General features: G+C 57.7%; 31 protein-coding genes and 1 pseudogene. 18 read left to right on the top strand and 14 right to left on the bottom strand.

Going from position 1 to position 22,671, the window contains the following annotated elements; genetic code table 11:
* Positions 1 to 17: 17 nt before the first annotated feature.
* Positions 18 to 272: a hypothetical protein gene (locus KR52_RS08300; protein ID WP_038554619.1), complete on the top strand. Its 255-nt coding sequence runs from the start codon at positions 18 to 20 to the stop codon at positions 270 to 272.
* Position 273: 1 nt separating this feature from the next.
* Here the strand turns inward: KR52_RS08300 and KR52_RS14320 are convergent, their stop codons facing one another.
* From KR52_RS14320 to KR52_RS08265, 7 genes are all read right to left on the bottom strand, one after another.
* Entirely contained in the window at positions 274 to 423 is a 150-nt protein-coding gene (locus tag KR52_RS14320; protein ID WP_156957664.1) for a hypothetical protein, read from the bottom strand.
* 156 nt (positions 424 to 579) lie between these two features.
* Positions 580 to 843: a hypothetical protein gene (locus KR52_RS08295; RefSeq protein WP_038554616.1), complete on the bottom strand. Its 264-nt coding sequence runs from the start codon at positions 841 to 843 to the stop codon at positions 580 to 582.
* Between the two features lie 346 nt (positions 844 to 1,189).
* Positions 1,190 to 1,534 (bottom strand): molecular chaperone DnaJ, encoded by a 345-nt coding sequence (locus KR52_RS14950; protein ID WP_084221968.1) that lies wholly within the window; start codon positions 1,532 to 1,534, stop codon positions 1,190 to 1,192.
* An 18-nt stretch (positions 1,535 to 1,552) separates the two neighbouring features.
* Positions 1,553 to 2,260 carry an esterase gene (locus KR52_RS08280; protein WP_253912355.1) on the bottom strand — a complete coding sequence of 236 codons (708 nt, stop codon included), beginning with the start codon at positions 2,258 to 2,260 and terminating at the stop codon, positions 1,553 to 1,555.
* A gap of 117 nt (positions 2,261 to 2,377) precedes the next feature.
* Positions 2,378 to 3,034 (bottom strand): methyltransferase domain-containing protein, encoded by a 657-nt coding sequence (locus tag KR52_RS08275; RefSeq protein WP_038554611.1) that lies wholly within the window; start codon positions 3,032 to 3,034, stop codon positions 2,378 to 2,380.
* Between the two features lie 3 nt (positions 3,035 to 3,037).
* Positions 3,038 to 3,259 (bottom strand): chlorophyll a/b-binding protein, encoded by a 222-nt coding sequence (locus tag KR52_RS08270; RefSeq protein WP_038554609.1) that lies wholly within the window; start codon positions 3,257 to 3,259, stop codon positions 3,038 to 3,040.
* On the bottom strand, positions 3,256 to 3,696 hold the full coding sequence (locus KR52_RS08265) for a hypothetical protein (RefSeq protein ID WP_253912354.1): 441 nt from the start codon (positions 3,694 to 3,696) through the stop codon (positions 3,256 to 3,258). Before KR52_RS08265 ends, KR52_RS08270 begins: the two co-directional genes overlap by 4 nt.
* Before the next feature lie 118 nt (positions 3,697 to 3,814).
* Between KR52_RS08265 and KR52_RS08260 the strand changes: the two genes are divergently transcribed.
* Positions 3,815 to 4,000, top strand: a complete 186-nt coding sequence (locus tag KR52_RS08260; protein WP_038554606.1) for a hypothetical protein — start codon at positions 3,815 to 3,817, stop codon at positions 3,998 to 4,000.
* On the opposite strand, the gene KR52_RS08255 is transcribed toward KR52_RS08260, so the two are convergent.
* Positions 3,984 to 4,175, bottom strand: a complete 192-nt coding sequence (locus KR52_RS08255; protein WP_038554604.1) for a hypothetical protein — start codon at positions 4,173 to 4,175, stop codon at positions 3,984 to 3,986. The two genes, KR52_RS08260 and KR52_RS08255, sit on opposite strands and share 17 nt — an antisense overlap.
* A gap of 38 nt (positions 4,176 to 4,213) precedes the next feature.
* On the opposite strand from KR52_RS08255, the gene KR52_RS08250 reads away from it, so the two are divergent.
* Genes KR52_RS08250 through KR52_RS14315 form a run of 5 tightly spaced genes read left to right on the top strand, consistent with a single transcriptional unit; the run spans position 4,214 to position 6,342 of the window.
* On the top strand, positions 4,214 to 4,711 hold the full coding sequence (locus tag KR52_RS08250) for a hypothetical protein (RefSeq protein ID WP_038554601.1): 498 nt from the start codon (positions 4,214 to 4,216) through the stop codon (positions 4,709 to 4,711).
* Positions 4,708 to 5,139 (top strand): NUDIX hydrolase, encoded by a 432-nt coding sequence (locus KR52_RS08245; protein ID WP_038554599.1) that lies wholly within the window; start codon positions 4,708 to 4,710, stop codon positions 5,137 to 5,139. Before KR52_RS08250 ends, KR52_RS08245 begins: the two co-directional genes overlap by 4 nt.
* Positions 5,129 to 5,917 (top strand): ABC transporter ATP-binding protein, encoded by a 789-nt coding sequence (locus KR52_RS08240; protein ID WP_038554598.1) that lies wholly within the window; start codon positions 5,129 to 5,131, stop codon positions 5,915 to 5,917. Before KR52_RS08245 ends, KR52_RS08240 begins: the two co-directional genes overlap by 11 nt.
* A 55-nt stretch (positions 5,918 to 5,972) precedes the next feature.
* Positions 5,973 to 6,173: a hypothetical protein gene (locus KR52_RS08235; RefSeq protein WP_038554594.1), complete on the top strand. Its 201-nt coding sequence runs from the start codon at positions 5,973 to 5,975 to the stop codon at positions 6,171 to 6,173.
* 13 nt (positions 6,174 to 6,186) lie between these two features.
* Entirely contained in the window at positions 6,187 to 6,342 is a 156-nt protein-coding gene (locus KR52_RS14315) for a hypothetical protein (RefSeq protein WP_156957663.1), read from the top strand.
* 8 nt (positions 6,343 to 6,350) lie between these two features.
* On the opposite strand, the gene KR52_RS08230 is transcribed toward KR52_RS14315, so the two are convergent.
* Positions 6,351 to 7,175, bottom strand: coding sequence for a metal ABC transporter permease (locus KR52_RS08230; RefSeq protein WP_038554591.1), 825 nt, complete (start codon positions 7,173 to 7,175; stop codon positions 6,351 to 6,353).
* Between the two features lie 32 nt (positions 7,176 to 7,207).
* Between KR52_RS08230 and KR52_RS08225 the strand changes: the two genes are divergently transcribed.
* From KR52_RS08225 to KR52_RS08210, 4 genes and pseudogenes are all read left to right on the top strand, one after another.
* On the top strand, positions 7,208 to 8,545 hold the full coding sequence (locus tag KR52_RS08225) for a 1-acyl-sn-glycerol-3-phosphate acyltransferase (protein ID WP_038554588.1): 1,338 nt from the start codon (positions 7,208 to 7,210) through the stop codon (positions 8,543 to 8,545).
* 222 nt (positions 8,546 to 8,767) lie between these two features.
* Positions 8,768 to 8,824, top strand: a pseudogene (locus tag KR52_RS15345) (hypothetical protein); the annotation flags it as partial.
* Between the two features lie 291 nt (positions 8,825 to 9,115).
* Positions 9,116 to 10,453, top strand: coding sequence for a flotillin family protein (locus KR52_RS08215; protein ID WP_038554581.1), 1,338 nt, complete (start codon positions 9,116 to 9,118; stop codon positions 10,451 to 10,453).
* Positions 10,453 to 11,682 (top strand): flotillin family protein, encoded by a 1,230-nt coding sequence (locus tag KR52_RS08210; protein WP_038554578.1) that lies wholly within the window; start codon positions 10,453 to 10,455, stop codon positions 11,680 to 11,682. The genes KR52_RS08215 and KR52_RS08210 overlap by 1 nt, the downstream gene beginning before the upstream one ends.
* 16 nt (positions 11,683 to 11,698) lie before the next feature.
* Here KR52_RS08210 and KR52_RS08205 read toward each other — a convergent pair whose 3' ends face one another.
* Both KR52_RS08205 and KR52_RS08200 read right to left on the bottom strand, forming a co-directional pair.
* Positions 11,699 to 12,454: a metal ABC transporter ATP-binding protein gene (locus KR52_RS08205; protein ID WP_038554576.1), complete on the bottom strand. Its 756-nt coding sequence runs from the start codon at positions 12,452 to 12,454 to the stop codon at positions 11,699 to 11,701.
* A complete protein-coding gene (locus tag KR52_RS08200; RefSeq protein WP_038554574.1) occupies positions 12,454 to 13,353 on the bottom strand; it encodes a metal ABC transporter substrate-binding protein in 900 nt (299 codons plus the stop codon). The genes KR52_RS08205 and KR52_RS08200 overlap by 1 nt, the downstream gene beginning before the upstream one ends.
* Before the next feature lie 167 nt (positions 13,354 to 13,520).
* Between KR52_RS08200 and nth the strand changes: the two genes are divergently transcribed.
* Positions 13,521 to 14,174: an endonuclease III gene (gene nth / locus KR52_RS08195; protein WP_038557100.1), complete on the top strand. Its 654-nt coding sequence runs from the start codon at positions 13,521 to 13,523 to the stop codon at positions 14,172 to 14,174.
* On the opposite strand, the gene KR52_RS08190 is transcribed toward nth, so the two are convergent.
* Positions 14,175 to 14,459 (bottom strand): 2Fe-2S iron-sulfur cluster-binding protein, encoded by a 285-nt coding sequence (locus tag KR52_RS08190; RefSeq protein WP_038554571.1) that lies wholly within the window; start codon positions 14,457 to 14,459, stop codon positions 14,175 to 14,177.
* Between the two features lie 110 nt (positions 14,460 to 14,569).
* Here KR52_RS08190 and KR52_RS08185 point away from each other — a divergent pair, with 110 nt between their 5' ends.
* Entirely contained in the window at positions 14,570 to 14,833 is a 264-nt protein-coding gene (locus tag KR52_RS08185; RefSeq protein ID WP_051834313.1) for a DUF3104 domain-containing protein, read from the top strand.
* 249 nt (positions 14,834 to 15,082) lie between these two features.
* On the opposite strand, the gene KR52_RS08180 is transcribed toward KR52_RS08185, so the two are convergent.
* On the bottom strand, positions 15,083 to 15,736 hold the full coding sequence (locus tag KR52_RS08180; protein WP_253912353.1) for a uridine kinase: 654 nt from the start codon (positions 15,734 to 15,736) through the stop codon (positions 15,083 to 15,085).
* 1,239 nt (positions 15,737 to 16,975) lie between these two features.
* On the opposite strand from KR52_RS08180, the gene KR52_RS08175 reads away from it, so the two are divergent.
* The 3 genes from KR52_RS08175 (at position 16,976) to KR52_RS08165 (ending at position 20,342) form a co-directional block, all read left to right on the top strand.
* Positions 16,976 to 17,707 (top strand): hypothetical protein, encoded by a 732-nt coding sequence (locus tag KR52_RS08175; RefSeq protein WP_253912352.1) that lies wholly within the window; start codon positions 16,976 to 16,978, stop codon positions 17,705 to 17,707.
* 944 nt (positions 17,708 to 18,651) lie between these two features.
* Complete coding sequence (locus KR52_RS08170) at positions 18,652 to 18,894, top strand: hypothetical protein (RefSeq protein ID WP_173402213.1); 243 nt, start codon at positions 18,652 to 18,654, stop codon at positions 18,892 to 18,894.
* A gap of 62 nt (positions 18,895 to 18,956) precedes the next feature.
* Complete coding sequence (locus tag KR52_RS08165; protein ID WP_038554562.1) at positions 18,957 to 20,342, top strand: serine hydrolase; 1,386 nt, start codon at positions 18,957 to 18,959, stop codon at positions 20,340 to 20,342.
* A 10-nt stretch (positions 20,343 to 20,352) separates the two neighbouring features.
* On the opposite strand, the gene KR52_RS08160 is transcribed toward KR52_RS08165, so the two are convergent.
* Positions 20,353 to 20,652 carry a hypothetical protein gene (locus KR52_RS08160; RefSeq protein WP_156957662.1) on the bottom strand — a complete coding sequence of 100 codons (300 nt, stop codon included), beginning with the start codon at positions 20,650 to 20,652 and terminating at the stop codon, positions 20,353 to 20,355.
* Positions 20,653 to 20,844: 192 nt separating this feature from the next.
* On the opposite strand from KR52_RS08160, the gene KR52_RS14635 reads away from it, so the two are divergent.
* The gene (locus KR52_RS14635) at positions 20,845 to 21,192 is read left to right on the top strand and encodes a hypothetical protein (protein WP_253912351.1); all 348 of its coding nucleotides are present in this window, start codon (positions 20,845 to 20,847) and stop codon (positions 21,190 to 21,192) included.
* Between the two features lie 1,081 nt (positions 21,193 to 22,273).
* Positions 22,274 to 22,567: a hypothetical protein gene (locus KR52_RS08150; RefSeq protein WP_038554556.1), complete on the top strand. Its 294-nt coding sequence runs from the start codon at positions 22,274 to 22,276 to the stop codon at positions 22,565 to 22,567.
* Positions 22,568 to 22,671: the final 104 nt, after the last annotated feature.

Raw genomic sequence — 22,671 nt, 5'->3', positions numbered from 1 at the left:
CAGAACTCCCAGCCGCCATGACCGAGCCCGTCGGCAACGAAGCCAGTGAGGCCTGGCGCGACCACGTGCTGCAACAGATCGTGGCGTACCTGCAGACCAATCGCGATGTCATCATTGATCGCTTCGAGGCCGACAACGTCCACAACCTGAAGCGTGAAGACATCGAACAATCGGATCTGCTCGATTTCGATATCGCGGTCACGCTTCATCGCGATAAAAAATCATCATTTGGCCTTGGAATGGGTTTTTTCAAGGCCAACGTGATTCGTTGAATCAGCCCACTGGCTTCCAGAGCACTTCGGGATCCTGGCGTTGCAGTGTTTCCTCAGCAAGCTTCAGGTAGTAAAAGTAACTCTGTCGGTCTTCAGATTCAGCGGCCTTGTTCATCAAGTGCAGATAGCTGAGACGCTGGTCGCTGTTCATGAACGTTGTGAAAAGGCTCTAAACCTTCACCGGAAGTTGCTCTTCACTTCGGTATCAGACCAGACAATTGAAACAATCTTGAACATCGAAAGAGGGCTTTTTTATATCTCCTTAAGATTGTGGCGCAAAAGCTCTCGTCTCAATCAAAAGTCGCCATCAACAGGGCTGGAAATCCTGCGTGACAGGCGGACCTCCTCCGGGAGGAACGGCACAGTCGGCCTCCGCAGGGCCTGGGGTCTGTTCAGGAGGTGGAGGCCCCATGGGCTCAGGCCGCCTGTTCTGATCCGGAAGCGCAGGATCCAGATCAATCTTGGCCGGTCGAATCATTTGTGAGGTGAAGGTGTAGGCCAGACCGGCCAGCAAACCCAACCCCATCGAGGCCAGAAAAACAAAAAGAAGTTGTCGCTGACGGTTGTTCATCCCATGTCTCGATCCCGGCTGAAAATGACAGGAGTTGGTCTATTGCCTGAATGTCAGTGGATAAAAGAGATTTGACAGATCAAAACAGACAGCCGGATGATCCGCATGCTGCGGCTTGAACGATCGAAACACAGTCCCTGCTGACACTGCTGACGCCATTCCTGGTGTTCGGTGCGTTGTTCGTGGTCCTCCTGCTGGTCTGGGACCGATGACAGCCCCTGTTGTGGGACTGTTTTGGACGCCATACGCTGATTGGATTTACACCGTTGTCAGCCTGAGTGGTCTCGTGCTGATCTCCTGGTTGGTTCTCGGCCGTAGCCGTAGCAGCTGAGCGGCTTGACGGCCATCACGCAGCAATCAGGTCCATCTCGGGCTGAAGCAACACATCGCGTGCCGTATTGAACCGAGTCATCAGTGCGGGATCTCCCCCCTTGTCCGGGTGATGTTGAACGGCAAGCCGTTTGTGCGCCCGCTTCACCTGGGAAACGCTCAAACGCCCGGTCAAAGGCAATCCAAGGCACTGCCTGGCCTGAATCGCTTCAAGACCCGGATCGCGGCCCAGGGGACATTGCTCACGTCGATGGTTCGAGGTCCCTGGCTTGCGCTTCTTGCTTGGCTTCCTCTTGGACGTGCTGGCCTGCCCCCCAAAACCTTTCGAATGCTGCACAGTCTGATCGCCGAAGCAAGCCACAATGCCCGATCGCCTGGTTCAGTCACCCAACTGCGACCACCAAAACTCAATTCGATCGGTGGAGCCGTACCAGCTTTGGCCGAACAAGCCTCCGTGGGCCGTATCGGAAAGCTCGATCCAACGAGCATCCCGCAGCAAGGCTGATGGCATCGGCACCAGGCCATCCCCCTCCAGATCCGGGTCGCCCATGATCTGGCGATAACTGCGGGCAGCGCTGCGCTTCGAAAAGTCGGATGCATTGACTCCAAGAGGATCGAGCCGACCAGCAACCGCGACGTAGTCCACCCGGTCGGCTTCAGGACACCCCGGAAACTCGCGATCCACGCGAGCCCTTAGCGGTGTAGCCCGCACCGCTTGATGGGGACTGCCCAGGGTGATCAGCCGATTGCACCGGGTCGCACCGTTGAAACGCCGGTTCAGAAAGGTCTGGTCGACCAGGTAAGGCCTCAACATCACGCCACCGGAACTATGGCCAATCAAGGTGACGCGACCAGTTGGCGACAGCTGCTGCAGTTCGCGCACACAGGCATCGACACGGTCCAGCAAACGGCACCAGCCAAAGGCCCAGCTCGTGGCCAGCCAATCCAATTTGGACGAGGGCACGATGCGTACAGGAGCACCTGTGGCCTGGTCAATCCAATCGGCGAGGGGCCGATACGCCTCCTCGGTGATCAAAAAACCGCCGAGAATGACGACAGGTTGGGACAGGCGGGATGGGCCGGGCAAGTGACGTGGTGCTGATCACCTGATCAACGCACATGGCGGGGAACATGCGGCCAACACCCTGCTGCGTGACGTTCAGACCCAGAGCGGCATCCCGTCACCCGATACAGGAGGTGGGCATCAGTGCAGAGGTTTCTGAGCCACCACAGCAAAAAATGGATCTCCTTTGCCTCCGAACAAACCCATCACGCCTTCGGCGCGGGTGTCTTCGGCGATGATCTCCGGGTTGGGCCAACCCTGCGCCACTAACACCTCTGCGATGTAGCGGAGGTGATCGCCGTCGTCACCATCGGTCCAGACCTGCGGGGCCTTGGTGAAGAACATCCGATTGGAAAAAGCGACGATCACCTGCCCCCGAGGCCGCGTGATTCTCAACAGTTCAGCGGCGATCGGCTCTGGCTGCTGCAGGTACTGCCACCCGGCAACGATGAGGGTGGCATCGATCGAACCGTCCTCAACGGGGAGGGTTTGATCCCTGTTGAGGTTCTGGACCCAGTGCTGATCAAGGCGCGGATTGGAACGCAGCTCCTCGTCGTTGAGACCATGGCCAATGACCTTGTCGTAACTCACGTCCTCCGGCAGGTGGCTGACCCAACTGCTCATCAGATCCAGAACCTGGGCACAAGGGGGTATCCGGTCCCTGTAAAGGGTCGTCAGTCGAGACCGAAAACCTGCGTCCAGATGGTGAACGAAGCGAGGCTCGCTGTAGAAGATGGCATCATCCGAGGTGTCCAACTTGAACCGTTGGGAGTCCTCAAGAACAGGAACAACTGCCATCAATCAACCCAATTGGAGGTACCAGCGCAACGCCGCACGGAGCTGAGCTGCGATTCCCAATCCGGTCAGGCGTTCAAGCACCACGGCGGCAGTGAAGCCAAGCATGGCCACTCGGCCGTTGAGACGCTCCACATCGCTCAGCGCGGAACGGTTCCAGGGACGTGCAGTGGTCAGCGACTCCCCGAAGCGTTCGGGTTCTTCGTAACGAAAAGCAGGCCGACTCATCGCAATGCGCAGATCCAGCGGACCTTAACCACGGTTCCATCGCGACCGGGGTAGACGGTCCATGCTCCATCGGCCTGGCGTTGCTCCAGCTGACCGCTGGCACAGTTGGCACGCATCGGCAGAACGCGGTAAGTCCAACGTTCCTTACCTGCGCGCTGGATCAACAAACCAGCCTCCACTTCAACAGAGCCGTTCACCACTTGGGGAGCCCGGATGTATTCCGCTGCTTTGAGCGCAGGGGTCTCCAGAGCCTCCATGAAAATCCAGCCGTCCCCGGGCAACAGGTTGCCCCGACGTGACTGCCAAGCCTCCGGCTCCTGCACTGGACGCCAGTCGGCCCGGGCCGGCAAGACACTCAGGGACAGCACTGACGCCAAAGCGAGTTTGAACACCAGGGAGCAAGAGGCCATGGGCAGAACCATCAGGGCAGAGGGCAAGGCGAACGGTCGGACGCTTCACACAGCTTCACGAAGCGTTGAAACGCAAACATGAATGAATGGTTATGGAATTCGAGCCGGCAGGAGTGCCAGCTTGAACCCACTGCTTCATCAGTCCATGGCCAGCATTGCTAAGGGACGGGCCGCCTACACAGTCCGGCACAAAACATCCAACGGAGAAAAGCTGGAGTCGTGCTTCTACGCCACCGATGCTTTTGAAGCAAGGCTTCTAGCCATGGAGTTCAACGCCTACATCCGTCAACACCCGAACTGCATCGATTCAATTCTCAGGACGGGGGTTTGAGCGGCGCCCGCCGCCGCTCCACCTGAACGAACAGCAGCCAGGCCAGGCTGGCGAGCCCGCCTCCGATCCAGTCGCTGCGCAGCAATTCAACAAGTGCAATGGTGCTGGCACCGATGCGCAGTCCCTGCAACAGCAGGTCCGTTAGGGGAGGTGTCCGGCGCTTGTCGCGCTCCATGGGCCGACTCCTAAAAGATGGGGAGGTTGCAGAACCCCATGATCTCAGCTGTGCCCGGTCTGTCTGCTGCAGACCTTCTCTCACGGGAGCGCCAGGCGCGCCGTGGGGGCACCGGCATCCTGATCGAGCAGCTACCGGGCTGCTGGATGTTGCAACAAACCTGGAGTCGAAATGGGGATGCCCCGGCTCCTGGCACGGGAACACTGCTCCGCTGGTTGCAGGCCAGCCTGATCCTGAACCGCAATGAACAGGGCCTGAGCATCGTCAACCAGGTCTCCCTGGGAGGTTTCCAGTTGCGGTTCAGCGGCCATGCCCAGCTGAAGGGCTCCAGACCGCTGCTGATCTTCAGCTTCGCCTCATTGGAGCTGTCCTGCTGGGGACAGGTCCTGCACCGGCGAGAGATGCCGGCACCGATCCCCCAACGTCTGCCCTTCTTCGCCCTGATTGAACTCAACGAGCAGCAGGGAACACTGATGGCGCGCGGCCGTGGGGGAGGGCTGGCCCAGTGGTCACGCCTCAGGCAGGAGGCCCCATGAAGCCTGCCGTCGCCCTGGCCATGCTCCAGCGGGAGGGCCGATGGCTACTCCAGCTGCGAGACGACATCGACTCAATCATTTATCCGGGCCATTGGGGGCTGTTTGGCGGGCATCTCGAGCCGGGTGAAACCGCCAGCGAAGCCGTGCACCGTGAACTGCAGGAGGAGATCGATTGGTCACCCACCGAACCTCTCGAGCCTTGGTTCAGCGACGACAGCGGCAACCGGGTGGCCCATCTGTTCCGCGGCCCCCTGGGCGTGCCGTTGAACCAGCTGCAGTTGAAGGAGGGCCAGGAGATGAAGCTGGTGTCCCTGAGCGATCTGTTGCGTGAATCGATCTGGAGTGAGCGGCAGCAAGAGCTCCGGCCCGTCGCGCCAGGCCTGTCGATCGTGATTGAACGGCTGCTGAAGGAGGCCCATGACCACTGAAACCTGGCTCGATCTCCGCAATGTGGAGGCATGGCTGGGCGATCGCCCGGTGCTGCACAACCTCAACCTGCAACTGACGCTGCGGCAATCAACAACGGTGTTGGGCCCCAATGGAGCGGGCAAAAGCAGCCTGGTGAAACTGATCGACCGCAGCCTGTATCCCGTCGTACGGCCCGACGCCCATCTACGGCTGTTCGGCAGCGAAACGGTGAACCTCTGGGCGTTGCGTTCCCGTCTGGGAGTGGTGTCCAGCGAACTGGAACAACGCCTTCATCCCCGCACAGCTGTTGAAGAAGTGGTGGTCAGCAGTTTCTTTGGTGCCACCCGGCTGGGCCTTGATCAGCACCCCAGCCAGGAGCAATGGGAGCAGGCGCGGGATCTGCTCCATCAACTGCACCTCCACGGCATCCGTGAGCGCTCGTACGGAGCACTGTCGGACGGCCAGCGGCGCCGCCTTCTGATCGCCCGCGCCTTGGTCCACCAGCCCGAGGTGCTGGTGCTGGATGAACCGAGCCGCGCCCTCGATCTACGGGCCTGCCATCAATTGCTGACCATCCTCCGGGGCTTGATCCAGGCGGGAACCACCGTGGTGCAAGTCACCCACCGGGTGGACACGATCGTGCCGGAGATGCAACGGGTGCTGTTCCTGAGGCAAGGAACGATTGTTGGAGATGGAAGTCCGCGGGACATGCTCCGGCCAGCCGAACTGAGTGGGTTGTTCATGACCCCGCTCAATGTGGTCGAGGCCCATGGCTTTCGCCAGGTCCTCCCCGGGTGACACCAGAAACAGCACGCTGGTCTGCTAGGGATGAGTTCCAGTCCCCGCAATCGCCATGGCAACGGCAGAACAGAAGAAGACCATCACCAAAAAGCGTCTGCAGGAACTGCGCAACCAGTGCCGTGACCACTACAACGTGGTGGCCGATGGTGTTCTTCCCGACGGTGCCGATGTGCGCATCACCATGGGCAAGCTACAGGAGCTGATCGAACTGCTGGATGGCAAAGCCAAGTGGGATGACAGCGAAGCCTCCTGAGCCGGTCCAGGACATGCGGGACGACCTTGATTACAGCGAGCCGTGGGACCAGGACGGTTCCCAGCAACCGAAATCCGACCAGGGGCGTTCCGCCAAGGAGTTTCACTTCCGGGAAGCCGGTGTTCAGCGCTTCAACGACATCGTTGACTGGGACGACGACGAGGACTGATCCAGCGATCACAGACGTCGCAGCACCCCCTGCTTCGGGGCCAGAAGGAAGGCCAGGATGAATTGCGCGGTCTGGGCCAGAACGATGCAACCGGCGGTGGAGCTGTCGGTCCAGTAGCTGATGAACACCCCGAGGACGCTGGAGAAAACACTGCTGGTGACGGCCAACAACGTCATCCGGTCAAACCGATCGGTGAGGAGATAAGCCGTGGCACCAGGGGTCACGAGCATGGCCACCACCAGGATGATGCCAACGGTCTGCAGACCGGCGACGGCGGCTAAGGACAGAAGCCCCAACAGCATGTAGTGAAGAAGTCCTGTGTTGATGCCGATCGAACGGGCGTGGGTGGGGTCAAAACAGAAGAGCATCAGATCCCTGCGGAACAGCAGCAGCAACACCAGCACCAGCGCCGAAATCACCAGGGTCTGTTGCACGTCTCCCGCCGAGATCCCCAGAACGTTGCCGAACAGGATGTGGGTGAGATCGATGTTGCTGCGCGTCTTGGAGACGAGAACGAGACCCAGGGCGAAGAAACCGGTGAAGACCAACCCGATGACGGTGTCTTCCTTCACCCGGGACTTCTGCTTCACAAAGCCGATGGCAGCAACGGAACCGACACCGAAGACAAAGGCCCCGAGAGAGAACGGGAGACCCAGGGCGTAGGCCACCACAACGCCGGGGAGAACGGCATGGGAGACGGCATCTCCCATCAAGGCCCATCCCTTCAGGGTCATGAAACAGGACAGCAGCCCGCAAACACCCCCGACGAGGGCGCTGATCAACAAGGCCTTGACCATGAAGGCGTGACTGAGGGGTTCCAGCAAGAGGTCCATCGGATCAGTATGGGCGCGCTGTTGCCGGTTCGATGCCCCGCGCCTTCACCCAGAACGCCCGTCCCGCACTGCGGCGGCTGCCCACCCGCCCCAGCCGGATGGTGCAGGCCATGGTCAGCCGGCTGCTGCCTCTGCTCTTCCGCAGTCAGGGGCTCGAACTCAGCCATCGCGATGCGGCGGATGGCCTGGCCAAAGCTTTTGCGGCCCAGCAGTCGGGACGCTGCAATCTGCTGATTGCCTTTCGCCACCCCAGCACCCGCGATCCGGTGGTGCTGGCGGATTTGTTCTGGAACCGTGTTCCACGGGCCGCCCGTCGGCTCAATCTGCCGCTGGCACGACCCATCCAGCTGCGGTTTCTCTACGACCGCGGCATTCCGATCTGGGCTGGCCCCGTGATCGGTTGGCTGCTCCAGCGCAGTGGCGGTATCGCGATCCATCGCGGTCGCCTGGACCGCCCAGCGCTCTCCCAGGCCCGCGCGGCTCTCGCCCAGGGGCGATACCCCTTGGTGGTGGCGCCGGAAGGGGCAACGAACAACTTGTCAGGAGAGATGGCGCCTTTGGAACCGGGGGTCGCTCAACTGGCGTTCTGGGCCGCGGAGGACCTGGAGAAAGCAGGCGATGAGAGGCAACTGGAGGTCTTGCCTGTGGGCATTCACTACAGCTGGAGGAAACACAACTGGGGGGTCCTTGATGTGAGGTTGAAAGCCCTGGAACGCCATCTCGGCATTGCCAGCGCCACTGGCAGCTCCGGGACTCCCGAAACAGACCGGCGCGACCGGCTGATCCAGATCGGGATGAATCTGCTCAGCGCCCTTGAACAACTTGAGCGGCTGAAACCCAATCAAGAGCAAACGTTCAGCGAACGCATCGAGGCCTACCGCCTGCAAGGCCTGGCCAAAGCCGAGGCCCATTTCGGCCTGCGTGCCGTCGGCAATCTTCAGGAACGTTGCCGACGGATCGAACAGGCGGCCTGGGATCGGATCTACAGGGAAGGTGTTGATCAAATCCCGCCCCTGGAGCGGAGCCTGGCCGACTGGGAGGCGCGCGAAGCCGACCTCCAGCTCACGCGCATGCGACTGGTGGAGCATTTCACCAGCGTGAGTGGCCACTACATCAGCGATCGACCCGACTTCGACCGTTTTGCCGAGATGTTGCTGCTGGTTGAGGAGGCGATCGGCTGGATCGAAGACAAACCCTGGAGGGGACAGCCGAGCCTCGGAGCGCAACGGGTGGAACTGCGTCTTGGGCAGGCGTTGCCCGTCAGACCCAGACTGAGTCAATACCGCAGCAATCGACGTGAGGCGATGCAGCTGTTCATGCAGGACCTGGAGCAGGTTCTCGTCGCGGTGATGCCCGAAGCCCCCCTCTGAACGCGCGCACCATGCTCAACTCCTATCTGTTCTGTCTTGTCGCCGGGCTGCTGCTGATCGGCCTCTCTTTGAGTGATGACGGCGTCAGCGATGGCGAAGGTGGGCCGCTGAGCCTGATGTTCAGCACTCCGTTCTGGTCGTTTGGGCTCACAGGCTTTGGCTTGTCTGGACTCCTGATGCAACTGCTGATGCGCAACGGCGCCGGCTGGCCCTCCAGCCTGGTGGCCCTGGGCCTGGGTTGTGGCATGGGTCTGGCGGCGACCCGTCTGCTGCGGCTGATTGGTCGGCGTGAGGCCGACAGCCTGGTGCGCAGCGACGACTTGACCGGCCTCGAGGGGGTGGTGACTCTGGCGATGGATGCTGAACGTCGCGGTTTTGTGGAAGTGACGGTGAAAGGGAGTTTGCTGCGCCGACCCGCCATCAGTCCCAAAGGAGTTCTGCCCGCCAACACCCGCGTGGTGGTGGTGGCCAGCGACGAGCACACCCTGCAAGTCGAAGCCCTACAGCCATCACGTTGATGGTCGACTCAGGGCTCCGCCGCTAAGCAGGAGATGGATTTTTTCGGCGCTGATGCCAAGACAGTTGCTCCAAGCCCAGAGCGGAGCTCCACCTCTTTCCTTCAGCACCCGCAACCAAGGTGAATTGATCATGGGGGGAGCCGCCTTTGTGGTGGTCACCCTGGTGGCGTTGAACCTGATCAGCCGCTGGATGATCCGGATCTGCAGGCCCAACGAAATGCTTGTGGTCACCGGCTCGCGCTCGAACCAGGGCCAGGGAACAAAGGGTTATCGCGTGGTGGCCAATGGTGGCTGGACCTTCGTCAAACCAATCCTGGAAACAGCACGGCGCATGGATGTGACCCTGTTGCCGGTTGTGGTGGAAGTCAACAACGCCTACTCCCACGGGGGAACGCCCCTCAACATTCAGGCGATCGCCAACGTGAAGGTGAGCACGGATCCTGAGATCCGCAACAACGCCATTGAACGTTTCCTCGGCCATCACCAGAACGAGATCGTGCAGGTGGCGAAAGAGAACCTGGAAGGCAACCTGCGCAGCGTGCTTGCTCAGCTCACGCCGGAACAGGTGAATGAAGACCGGCTGCGGTTTGCTGAACAGATCGCGGAGGATGTCGGTGCAGACATGCGGCGACTGGGCCTTCAGCTCGACACCCTCAAGATTCAGAGCGTGTCGGACGACGTTGACTATCTGAATTCGATCAGCCGTCGACGCGTTGCCCAGATCGTGCGGGATGCGGAAATCGCCGAAGCGGAAGCGATCGGTCAGGCCGAGAGGGTGGAGGCAGAAATGGAAGAAGTGGCTGAAGTCGTCCGCACCGAAGCCGAGACCACGGTGCTGCAGAAAGACAACGCCGTCCGCACCCAGATCGCGGAAATGGAAAAGAAGGCACGATCCGAAGAGGAACGCACCGCTGCCGCAGAGCTCGAGGCGCGGGCCCGTGCTGAGCAGAAACTGCAACAGGTGCGTGCACAACTGGAGCGATTACGACTCCAGGCGGAGGAGGTTCTCCCAGCCCAGGCCAATCAACAGGCCAAGGAGTTGCGGGCCCGGGGCCGAGCGGCAGCAACAGCAGAAGACGTGAAAGCCAGCGCGCTGGTGAATGATCTGCTCACCACCGTCTGGAACGAAGCCGGCAGCACCGCCGAACTCGTGTTTCTGCTTCAACAGATTGAGATGGTGCTGAACCAGGCAACGCAACTGCCCAGCCGCATCCAGCTGAAGCGCATCACAACGCTGGATGGGAATGACGCCTCCAGCCTGGCCAGCCTTGTGGAGCTCAACCACCGGGTGGTGCGTCAGTTCTTCGACCAGGTGCATCAGATCCTCGGTATTGATCTGTTGGCCACCTTGAGCAGCACAACGACCCTTCGTGATTCAGGAGACCTCTGATGTTTGTTGCTGTCGGCCTTACCGGTGCTGCCGGTCTCTGGGCCTTCATCCTTTTGTTACGCCAGCTCTACTACATCTGTCAGCCCAGTGAGGTGCTGATCTTCGCCGGACTGCGGCGACGCACCGGGAGTGGCCAAAACGTGGGATACCGCACGGTTCGTGGTGGCAGCGCCTTGCGGATTCCGGTTCTCGAGGAAGTGATGCGGCTGGATCTCAGCAACATGATCATCGATTTACGGGTCGAGAACGCCTACTCCAAAGGAGGCATACCGTTGAACGTCTCCGGTGTCGCGAACATCAAGATCTCCGGAGATGAGCCGGGGATTCACAACGCCATCGAGCGGCTGATCGGGAAAAGCCAAGACGAGATCCGACACATCGCCAAGGAAACCCTGGAGGGAAATCTCAGAGGCGTGATGTCGAGCCTGACCCCCGAACAGCTGAATGAGGACAAAGTGACCTTCGCCCGCACCCTCCTTGAGGAAGCCGAGGACGATCTTCAGCGCCTCGGGCTGGTGCTGGACACCCTGCAGATTCAGAACATTTCCGATGATGTGCGCTACCTCGATTCCATCGGGCGGAAGCAATTGGTGGAGTTGAAGCGGGATTCGCGCATTGCCGAGGCAGAAGCCAAGTCACAATCCGCCGTGCAGCAGGCGGAAAACCAGCGCATCACAGATCTGCGGCGCCTGGATAAAGACCTGGCCATCGCCACCGCCAACGCAGAGAAACGCACCACCGATGCCCTCACACGGCGTGCGGCTCTCGTCGCCGAAGTGGAGGCCAGCGTGGGAGCCGAACTGGCGCGAGCCGAAGCTGAACTGCCCGTGCAAACCGAGCGGATCAAGAAGGTGACGGAACAACTGCAGGCCGACATCGTGGCGCCGGCGGAATCGGAATGTCAGACGATGATGGCTGAGGCCAAGGGGGAGGCCGCCACGATCATTGAGCAGGGCCGCTCTCAGGCCGAGGGTCTGCGGGATCTGGTGGAGTCACTGAAACGCTCCGGGGATGACGCCAAGCGCCTGTTTCTGCTGCAGAAACTGGAGCCGTTGCTGACGATGCTCAGCGATACGGTGCAGCCTGTGGAGGTGGAGGAGGTCAGCCTGGTGGGTGAGCAACCAGGAGGAACAACCCTGACGATCGCCACCCTGCTCAAGCAATTTCAGAAATCCACGGGCTTGAAGCTGCCGGTGGAATTCTCAGAAGCGGTCGACGTCAGCGACTGAACCAAGAAGTCTCTTGTTAGATGGCGTCTTCCGGGGAGCTGTTGCCCGTCAGCAGATCGGGTGGCACGCCGCCGAAGGTCATGGCGAGATTCTCGGGGGTGAACACTTCCGAGGTTTCCCCATAGGCGAGCACGGTCTTGTTGATCAGAACCACCAGATCGCAAAAATCACGGACGTGGCCTAGGTCGTGGGTGGAGATCAGAATCGTGCGGCCCTCGTCCCGGAACTGAAGGAACAGCTGGGCCATCAGCTGCTCGGTTCGCACATCCACCCCATTGAAGGGTTCGTCCAGCAGCAGCACATCGGCACGCTGGGCGATGGCTCGCGCCAGGAACGTGCGCTTGCGTTGCCCCCCGGACAAGGTGCCAAGGGGACGATCGGCCAGCTCGAGCAGGTCAACACGCGTCAGCGCATCCCGCACGGCCACGCGATCCGAACTGCGGGGAATCCTCAGCAGATTCATCGAGCCATAACGGCCCATCATCACCACGTCCCATACCGAAACGGGGAACTGGGCGTCCACCCCTTCAGTCTGAGGCACGTAGGCCACCGCCTGATGACGCTGCGCCTCGGCCACGCTGCTGCCGTTGATCCGGATCCTGCCCCGCGAAGGGCGGACAAAACCAGTGAGTGCTTTGAAAAAGGTTGATTTCCCGGCACCATTCATGCCCACCAGACCGCAGATGCAACCCGCAGGGAGATGCAGGCTGGCGTCGTACAGGGCAACGGTGCCGTTGTAGTCCACACACAGCTGGTCAGCCTCAATACGCATCAGCGGTTGCTCTCCGACAGGTTCAGGCCCTTACGGATCAGATCCACATTGTGCCGCTGCAGGTCCAACAGGGTGGGGGCGGGCCCGTCCGGGGAGGACAAGGAATCCACGTAGAACGTCCCCCCGAATCGAGCGCCTGAGGCCGCCGCCACCTCCCGTTGGGCTTTATCGCTCACGGTGCTCTCACAAAAAATTGTCGGCACCTGTCGCTCGCGAACGGTGTTGATCAACCGTGCCATGCGTTTGGGAGTGATCTCACTTTCGGCATTCACCGGCCAGAGATAGGCCTCCTCAAGCCCATAGTCAGTGGCCAGATAGGTGAAAGCCCCTTCGCAACTCACCAGCAACCGTTGTTGTGCAGGCAGCGCGGCGATCGCCGTGCGCAGCTCGTCATCAAGGGCCTTGAGCTGGGCTTTGTAGGCGGAGGCATTGGCCGCATACACCTCTGCACCGGCTGGATCAAGTTGGCTGAAGGCCCGCTCCAGATGGTCCACATAAGCCATGGTGCGTCTGGGGGACATCCAGGCATGGGGATTGGGTTTGCCGGAATAAGCGTCCTCGGTGATCAGCAGAGGCTCCATCCCCTCCGAGAGGGTGATTGTGGGAACATCTCCAGCTGCGGCCGTGAAGCGCTGGGCCCACAACTCCAGGCCCAGGCCGTTCTCAACAATCAGATCGGCCTGGCTGGCGCGTTGGATATCACTCGGCGTGGGTTGGTAACCATGGATCTCAGCGCCGGGCTTGACGATCGAAGCCACCCGCAATCGATCACCAGCCACATTCCGGGCCAGGTCGGCCAGAACTGTGAAGGTTGTAAGCACCTGGGGCCGGGAATCGGTGGCTCTCTCCTGGTCGCGGCTGCGGCACGACGACAGCAAAACACTCACCAGAACCAGCATGGCTGCCGCGGGGCGTCTCCAACCGAAGTGCTGCAACGTCGACTGACCTCTCTAACCCAAGGATCCAACCCTCTGTTCCTAAAACAACGGCGGTGGCGGCTGAAAAGCGTTGCAACGAAGCGATGCAATCCCCCAGGCGCCAAGATCACACAACCCACCATGAACCCTTGCGCAGATCAGAGCGGGTGGAGGTGATCCTGCGGCGCCTCCACGAGCAATACCCGGAAACGCCGGTTCCCCTAGATCACAGCGACCCATTCACCCTCCTGATCGCTGTGCTGCTGAGTGCTCAGTGCACCGACAAGAAAGTGAACGAGGTCACTCCGGCGTTGTTTAGGGCTGGGCCAACTCCTGCAGCCATGGCGGCACTGGACGAGGAGGAGATCCTTGGTTACATCAGGCAACTCGGTCTGGCCAAAACCAAGGCCAAAAATGTCCGCCGCCTCGCCCAGATTCTGGTAGCGGCTCACAACGGCGACGTGCCCCAGAGCTTTGAAGAGCTTGAGGCCCTACCCGGAGTGGGGCACAAGACAGCCAGTGTGGTGATGGCCCAGGCCTTCGGTGTTCCGGCCTTCCCTGTTGACACGCACATTCACCGGCTGGCCCAACGCTGGGGCTTGAGCGACGGCAGCAACGTGGCCCGTACGGAACAGGATCTCAAGCGCCTGTTTCCGAAGGAACACTGGAACCGGCTGCACCTTCAGATCATCTTCTGGGGTCGCGAGTTCTGCACGGCTCGGGGCTGTGACGGAACCGTCTGTTCCATGTGCCGAGAGCTCTACCCGAACCGACGCCGTCCGGTGATCACCCGCAAGCCCTGATCAGGACAGATGCTCTTCAGCATTGGCCTGGATGACGCAATCAGCGGTGGGATAGCTCACGCAAAGCAGGGCAAAACCCTGACCCATCTGTTCATCGTCAAGAAAGCTTTGATCGGTCTGATCCACCGACCCACTCACCAAGCGTCCAGCACAGGTTGAGCACGCTCCTGCCCGGCAGGAATAGGGCAGATCCACGCCGGCCTCATCGGCCGCATCGAGGATATAGACGTCATCAGGGCACGAAAAGCTGGCACCACCCTCGATGCTGATGTTGAAAGAGGCCATGACTCTGAAGGTCCTGAAGGGTTGGTAGCTGGATCAGACCATTCGCGCCAAAGCCAGCCGCCCCTTGCAAGCGGAGCTAGCGTCAGTAGTACATAAGAACCAACAAACAGATGCTGCCTGCGGATTGCTCAGTCGCCACCGTGAGCCAAGAGCCCATCGCCCAGGAGCCCGTCTTTCTTTCCGTGAAGACTGGAATGACCGTGATCTGTGGCAGCACCGACTCCGACGACTGGTGGATGGCCGATGTGATTCACGTGGACGGTGGAGCCAGAGACCCCAAGGTTCCAACCCTATTTCAAGTGGCCGATGTGGATTCGGGGGTGATCCGCTGGGTCTGTGCCGACCTCGTGACCCACATCGTTCCAAACAGCTAGCCGAGGGCATCAAGAGACAGCCGAAGCTCAGAGCCAAGTCATGAATCAACAGGCTGCTCGAGACGACGACCCAGCCAACCCGGAGGGTGTCCATCACCTGTACCGCGGCAGGCTTCGAGTCGGCATATTTATTTTGTGAGGAAAAACGCTTCACGGGGTGGAAACAAGGCAACACTCCCGAGAAATGTTCGAAACCCCTGCCTTCGGCGGGGGTTTCTTTTTGCTTGGACAAGACAAGGAAACAGGGACTCACACCACTCGCTCAAGAACCGTCGCCAACCCTGGATCAACATCACGAACGATCACGTCGGCCTTGCACTTCAACGGAGCAACGAAACGACGTTCCCCAGGCAGCATTTCCCGCAGCATCTGGCGAATCACATATCCCGCCGGACGGTGACGGTCACGTACATCACGCCAAAGACGCCTGATCAGACGCTGCACAAGCGGTGCATCGATGTAAACGACAAGCGATAACGGCACAGCGTCAAGCAGGAGTTGCGGCCCGTAGGAACCCTCAACCAGAATCAGGTCATAAGGCTGGCTCAAGCACGTCGATCCAACCTTGCGGGTGCGCATGTCGTAGCTGCGCAGAGCATCCAGCTGCCTGTAGCGAAGGGCGCTGAGCTGCAACCGAAGCTGATCAGCATCAATGGCATCAACCGTGTCAAACCCATAGCGGGAGACAGGGGTCCAACCACTGCGGTAATAGTCGTCGCAGGCGATCAAGAGCGGAAGCCTTCCGCTGAGCCGCAACCGTCCAGCTAGGTCGGCAGCAAAGGTTGTTTTTCCAGCAGCGGAAGGACCGCAGATGCAAACGATCGGCACAGTTTTGCTTGCATCCCCCGCCCTCTTGGTGGGTCCCTGTGGGAACCAACCGGAAGCTCGCTCCCCAGCAGCCACGACCAACACGACGGACGTCTTTTCACCGGTCTACAAGCGAATCAAGAAGCTGGCATGCAGCAGTCCATGAATTCTGTAGCCGTCGACAAAAGCACACGCGGCGAAGGAATGAACATCAATCTCAGGCCGAACACTCTTTGGTGCCAAATATTGAGGAATGCAAGCATTAATTTGTTTAATACAGGCAGCGCTTTCAACAGCATCAGCGCGCGATCACTCTGAAGTGCGTACAAATCTATAAAATTCCTGGAGCCACGAATCGCCAGGTACGTCAAAGAAAGCCAGCAGCAACATCGCAACCAACATGCGTAAGCGTGCCAAAGAAAAGTAAAAAACCACCATACCGTCACAGCCTATCAATCACCAACCATCAATGAATTCAAGAACACTTGGGCCACTAATCAATTCACAGTGCAAGAATATGGAGAACATTGATGTTGAGCGAAATATCAAGACAAGAAATACATAATAAAAATTATGCGGAGCAGCGATGGTCGGGGACATATCCGAATCGAAAATTCTCAGCTCCATTTGAGCATCAGAAATAATCCGAAGACGGAAATGATGCCGTCAATCAATAGACAAAATGAGGGGCCATTCACCGGATCAGTAGATCTTCACCAGCTGAACAAATTATCTGTAAAAGAAGTCTGGACGCACCATACAGCGAATCAACATCAAAGAATGAGCAACTACGATTCAAATGGCAACCTGCTTTAGCTCACCGAACCACAAATAACAACTTCCCAGGGGCTTCATCCAAACTGGTCTTAGCTGCAAATGTTCCAAACAAAACCTTACCGAAGTGGATTGATGCACTGCCTTGAAATCAAGTTAAATCACATCAACAGCAAACTATTCCACATGAACTTGAAGACAAAGGCCAGACCCAAAATCTGCAATCAAGACAAACCAAGGCAAACCAAAACAAATAGTGTTTAATGGGACAACTGCAAAAATCAAATGCTCGACAGACAGACTTGCCTAGCCTTTGCCGCGGGGCTCAAGGATTTAATCGACTGTGGGGACCGAGGCACAATTGAACAAAGAAGCGTTCTTCAGGCCATAGCTTTAAGCATATTAAAACTAACGCCCGACTCATTTGAAAATCTAACACCCATTGATCAAGACAAACTTTCTCAATGTGTTGGCGATGAATCCCTTCGAAGAAGATACATTCAATTGGGTGTGATGCTCGAACTATGCAGACATCCAAGATCATCCCAACAGCTTGGCAAATTGGATAAAGCTGCACTGCAATTGGAACTGGAAGGCGATGTGCTTGCTGTATGCCGGAAAATGATAGATCATTCAGCTGTAGATACCACAACTGATTACATCAGGCGATACGAAAGCTACTTCTTATCTCTGCAAGAAAAGCATGGACCAGAATCATTTAATCATGGCGCACGACAATATGATGAGCAATTTTTCAAGATCTTGGAATCTTGTTCATCCATGCACAAGGAAACCCTAGGTCGGAAATTTGCAGAGTTTTACAAACGCAATGGCATGAAAATACCAACCAAAGATTCAATAAATCCTGGGTATTATGTCTGTCATGACATGAATCACATCATCGCTGGCTACGAACCAACGGGGATTGGAGAAATATGCTTAGGTGCATTTAAGCTAGGGATGAATGATTCTGATGCCAACTGGATGGCGTCTTTGACCAATTTTTTGATTCACGAAGCTGGCATTTTCAAACCAGGTCATAATGTTCAGTATGAACCACTTGGTGCTGATGGTGATCCATTTGATGGCTTAGAAGGCAAACGAGGTGTTATGACTCTCGATGGAGCTCCAGAAATGCTGGCCGACGCCTTTAATCGAGGCATGAATTGCAGCAAGGACTTCAGCACAATCGATCATCTTGAATTAGCGACGATGCCTTTGGCCCAAATTCGGGAAGAATATAATGTCAGCCCACCACTCAAAGGAGTTGCAGACTCAAGCCTTTGCTGGTGACTGAAGTTCAAAAATCCAATAATTCAGATCCCTTAGATATAGGGAATGTGCATTCAATTTACGCACTAATTACAGACTATCAGCATATTTACGCCTACTGATTTCATGCATGATGAAGCGAAATCTCGAATGCTTGATCACATGTGCATGTGTTGGTGGGTGTCAGGCTTGGCATGCACTCAAGCCCCAAGGCTGATGAGCAGGATCTGCCTGAACAAGCGGCGTTCGATGCGCACTGGGGACATCGAGCCTGGTCCCAGCTGGATAATCAAAATGGTCGTTCATCCAAGTGAGCAGACTTCTTGAACAAGGCTGGACACTTGAGAACTCCAAAGGGGCTGCCAATTAAGTCGAATGGTTCGAGATGAACTCAACAGGTGAACCTATCAATCGAAACGTCTTTCGTCTGATCGACAAGAGGATTCGATGCAGCAGGAACACGATCCGTCTGCAATAGAGTGCGAAATACACTCCTTCAGTTGTTGATTGAGTTGATCCTTGGGCTCAGAACTCAAGGACAGCCATGCTGATCGCGGAGCCAATGCACTTGAGGCCTGCCAGGCACATGCAAGGAAGATTGATGTGATCCGATGAAAGCCAAAAAGGTCTTGCCAAAGACTTAGGCAACCCAGACAGCTTCAGGCCGCATCGCCCAAGTGGACTGGGCTTGGGAGAACCCCACTCGCCTCGGCTCTTCTCTGAGCTCTGGCAGGGGGGACTACCCAGCTGCGAGGGTTGCCGCTCTTCCCCTACAAAGGTGGAACGGCTTCAGACAAAGGCATCCCTAAACCGGCCCCACGCTGGCAACGGCAGCGACAACCATCAGCAAAACAGTAGCCGTTGCTACCAATTTTGGTTATAGTGAAAGGACGTTGAGCCTCTTCGGCAGGCAGCAGTCAGACCCACGCCAGGCAACGGGGGTGTGGGCACCGCGCAAGAGAGAGATGAACACACTTCAACTGATCAAGGCTCGGGCTGTGCGTACCCAGGCCATCGAAACGGCCAGGATTGAGATGGCCAAGGCCTTCCGCCATCCCGTCCATACCGACCGGGTGCACACGCCCATCGGAGTGAAAGCAAAGGTCTTGCGGTACCGGGGCGTTGCCTACCAACAGGTCGACCAGCAGCAGCATCCGACCGGCGGACAGGAACTGCGCTACCGCGGCGTCAGCTACGACGTGTACTGAGCCAGCCTGAACCCTCCATGATTGAAGCGGGGATCTCCCCGCTTTTTTCATGACCGTTCAGAGTGACAACGATCCCTTGGCGTTATCTGCTGATCACTGCATCGGCGGTGGCCTTCAGCACTACGGCCGGTCTGGACCCAACGCTGCGGAACCTGATCCACTTCGCCAAGGCTGGAACAAGTTTCAGCGCCAAGCAACTGTGCACTGGCGTCCTGATCGCTGGAATGGATCCGGATCAAATGCTCAACGAAGACCTGGCGATCGGAGAGGGGCTGATTCAGACCACGATCGACAGAGCAGGTGGCCGGGTTGAAGCCAGTGCCTTGTTCGGACTCATCCAGGCGGAGGCCGTTCAGAATGGCGGGCAGGAATGCACCCAACGGATCAGTGGTCGACCCAAGCCACGTCGCCCCCACCCAGACCATCCGTTCACCACAGATCAAACCCCATCCACTGAACCCTGGCCCCTTGTCGCCACGGCAAGTCCTGACCCGCCGGAGATCGACAGACAAGCGCTGAACAAGGTGCTCGATCGCGCTTTTCGCGAGGAGGATCCTTCCACTCCGAAGCGAAGCCGAGCCGTTGTGGTGGTTCAGGATGGCTGGGTGGTCGCTGAGCGCTACGCCAACGGAATCGCTCCGGAGATGCCTCTGATCGGCTGGTCGATGAGCAAGAGCATCACCCATGCCGTGATCGGATTGGCCATCAAACAAGGACTGCTGGAGCTGGAACGCCCAGCAACCGTGCCCGAGTGGAGCGACCCAGATGACCCACGCCGTGCCATCACCCTGGATCAACTCCTGAGGATGAACAGCGGACTGGCCTTTGAGGAAGCCACGACAGCACTGAACTCAGATCTCGTGCTGATGCTCACCCAGGAAGCAGACATGGGAAAGTTCGCCGCCAGCCAACCACTGATGAAGAAACCGGGCAAAAAGTGGAGGTATTCATCCGGGACAACCAACATCCTCAGCCGGATCCTGAGACACGCCATCGACGACGATCAGCGCTACAGGACGTTTCCCTACCAGGAACTGTTTGGCCCCCTGGGCATGACGACAGCTTTTTTCGAGCGCGACAACAGTGGAACCTTTGTCGGCTCATCGTTGGTGTGGGCCAGCGCTCGCGATTGGGCCCGATTTGGTCAGCTTTACCTGGATGACGGCCGCTGGAACGGCAGTCAGTTGTTGCCCAAGAACTGGGTCAGCCATGCCCGCAAACCATCGCGCGGTGCAAGGGGGGGATATGGGGCGCACTGGTGGCTGAGCAAACGCAAATCTCGGCCAGACTTCCCCAAAGACAGTTTTTCTGCAGAGGGTTATCAGGGACAACTGCTGTTGGTGGCTCCTAGTCAACGCGCCGTGATCGTGCGCCTGGGACAGACGCCGAAGAAGCCTGGATTTGATCGAAATGCCTTTGGGGCTGACGTTCTGTCAGCCCTTCGCTGAGCCAGGCAACTCAGTTCTGGTCGTCGCCCTTGGGAACAAAAGCCTGGGATGCCGCAACGAGCAGGCCAGTGATCAACAGTGCCGGGAGAATGACAGAAGGCCCACCCTGAGCTGTTTGAGAGGCGAACAACAGCATGATCTGGCAAAAAACACCGCCTGCCAGCCTGGCAGAAGAAGGGGCAATCAGCGGCATCTGCAAATGTTTGTCATGCAACACGCCCTGATACGACTGGGTTTTTGGAGCGGGAACTGCTCTGGGACCGATGACAGCGCACGGCTCATCCCCCTTCTCAAGCAAGGACGTGGACAATCCTGTCACTTGAAGATCAAGACTCTCGCCTGACCCGAAATAATCTCCATTTCAACTGAGGTAATCAGTTTTCCGGTGACGGGGTAAAGCTGTAATCTTGAGTAAGTAGCGATGAAGACATTTCAAATGGTTCTGTAGTGCTCGAAACTTCAGAGCAAGGATGTGTATGGATATCCAGAACTTTATGGACAAATGTCTCTAGATGGCCAGGATATTCACAACGGATTTATTCCGATGCTTAGCACCAAAACAAGGCTGAAACTTCAAGACATTCTCACACGTCTGTCCAGAAACGAGTTTGTCAGCCTTGATGAAAGAATTCTTGTTCAGAAGCACGCAGACAGGAACTCAACGGTCTGGCACTGGCTCCGCAAAGCCCGTTCTATACAAGCAAAAGGTCACTTGGACCAGCAATCCGTTGGTGGATTCATGCAGCAGATGAATCTTCCAGGGCAAACCAGCGAAGACCATTTCAACGGATCACAAGACGACCTGGGCGAGTGGTTTCAAGGCTCCCCCCAATGGGTGCGGAGAAGTTGATGGCGTGGCATGCCCACTGCCAATCAGAACCTGAGTTTTGACAAATCAGACTTGCTCTGAGCGCAGTTAAGGCCCAACGAAGCAGCTGCGTGCCAAACCATCATCGAACAGAATGGAGATGAGCTGCAGCAATAATTCAAGGCGTACCCGGGCAAACCATCCCAAGATGCCGGTGTGGAATGATTGGACCTTCCATCACTTACGACGATGAAGGGTGTTGCCATCGTCAGCAGTTTGGTTGCACTCAGCTCCCTGGCTGCTGTATTGACAGGAAAGGATGTTCACGCCAGTGCGCTCAAGACTGTTCGATTCAATTGCTCGCCCTTGGGACGGATTAAGATCACGGAGGCGACACCCAATGAAGACAGTCTTCGTTCTCCATGGTCTGACTTCCTTGTTCTCACATTGCCCTCTGGCAGCGAAGTCAAGCTGATTCGCTCTGCTGGTGCAAGTGTCCGCAACTGGACGTCGCCAAGCACGGGAATCACCTTTTCTCAGGCACCCACGTGGACTGAAGAAAAGATCACTTTTGAAAGGGACTCATATGGATACAAAAAAGGGTGGTACACGTGTTTATCACAATGATGAATCAGCGCTCAAGAGTATCTTCGCATCAACGGAACTGAAGGCTGGCTTGATGTACCCAAAGAGATCCAACGGTCTTCTTCTCGTCAAACGATGCTCAAAGAGAAGTTATATGAGACTTTGATATCGCTCAGGCCAGAGCGGATTTTCAAAGCAAGTCCGTCGGCCACAACGCAGAGGGGATGGGCAACCAAATCAATACGGCAGGGCCACCACCATCGGGTGAGATCGTCGTCAGGATTGAGAATCAGCTCAACAGATCACAACCGGAAAAAGGAACAATTCGCCCTGAACGGCATCGCAACCGCGAGCTGCAGCAGCGGGCCCGACACGAGCTTTCGAGCTCCCGCCAGCAGATGACAAAGCCTTTCGTGGACGAATCAAGGAGTGACGCATCCACTCATCAGCACGGAAAGTGGCGTAAGGGGAACTTGCAGACATAAGCAACAAAGCAGTACATCTGTTTTAGTGCGCTTGTACTACTGCGTCAACCCGGATGGGGTCCGCAACAATCACGGAAGCTTCCGTCGCTCCAGAGATGACGCAACCAGACGACTCCATCGCCATACGCCTTAGCCGCATTGAAATGCGGCTGGAAACCATCGAGGCGCTGCTGCTCAACGCGAGGGAACAACAGGCACGGGACGCGATCCCCACTCAGGACCAGTGTTACGAAGCCTGGATTCACTATCTGAACAACAACCCTGAGGCCATCGATGAGCACCTCAGCGTCCATGAGATGGCAGCCCTGAAAGCCTCCATTCACGCTCCAATCCCAAAGACGTCGTAGAGTTATGCACAGCTTTTCCACAGGACTCCAGCCAACGATCCAAGCCGGAGTGATGAATGTGGCGTTCAGCGTGCACAACCGATCGCATAAGCCTGCCTGGGATG

The organism is Synechococcus sp. KORDI-52 (assembly GCF_000737595.1).
In the GTDB taxonomy this organism is placed as follows: Bacteria; Cyanobacteriota; Cyanobacteriia; order PCC-6307; family Cyanobiaceae; genus Parasynechococcus.
This window is presented reverse-complemented; position numbering and strand designations above follow the sequence as displayed.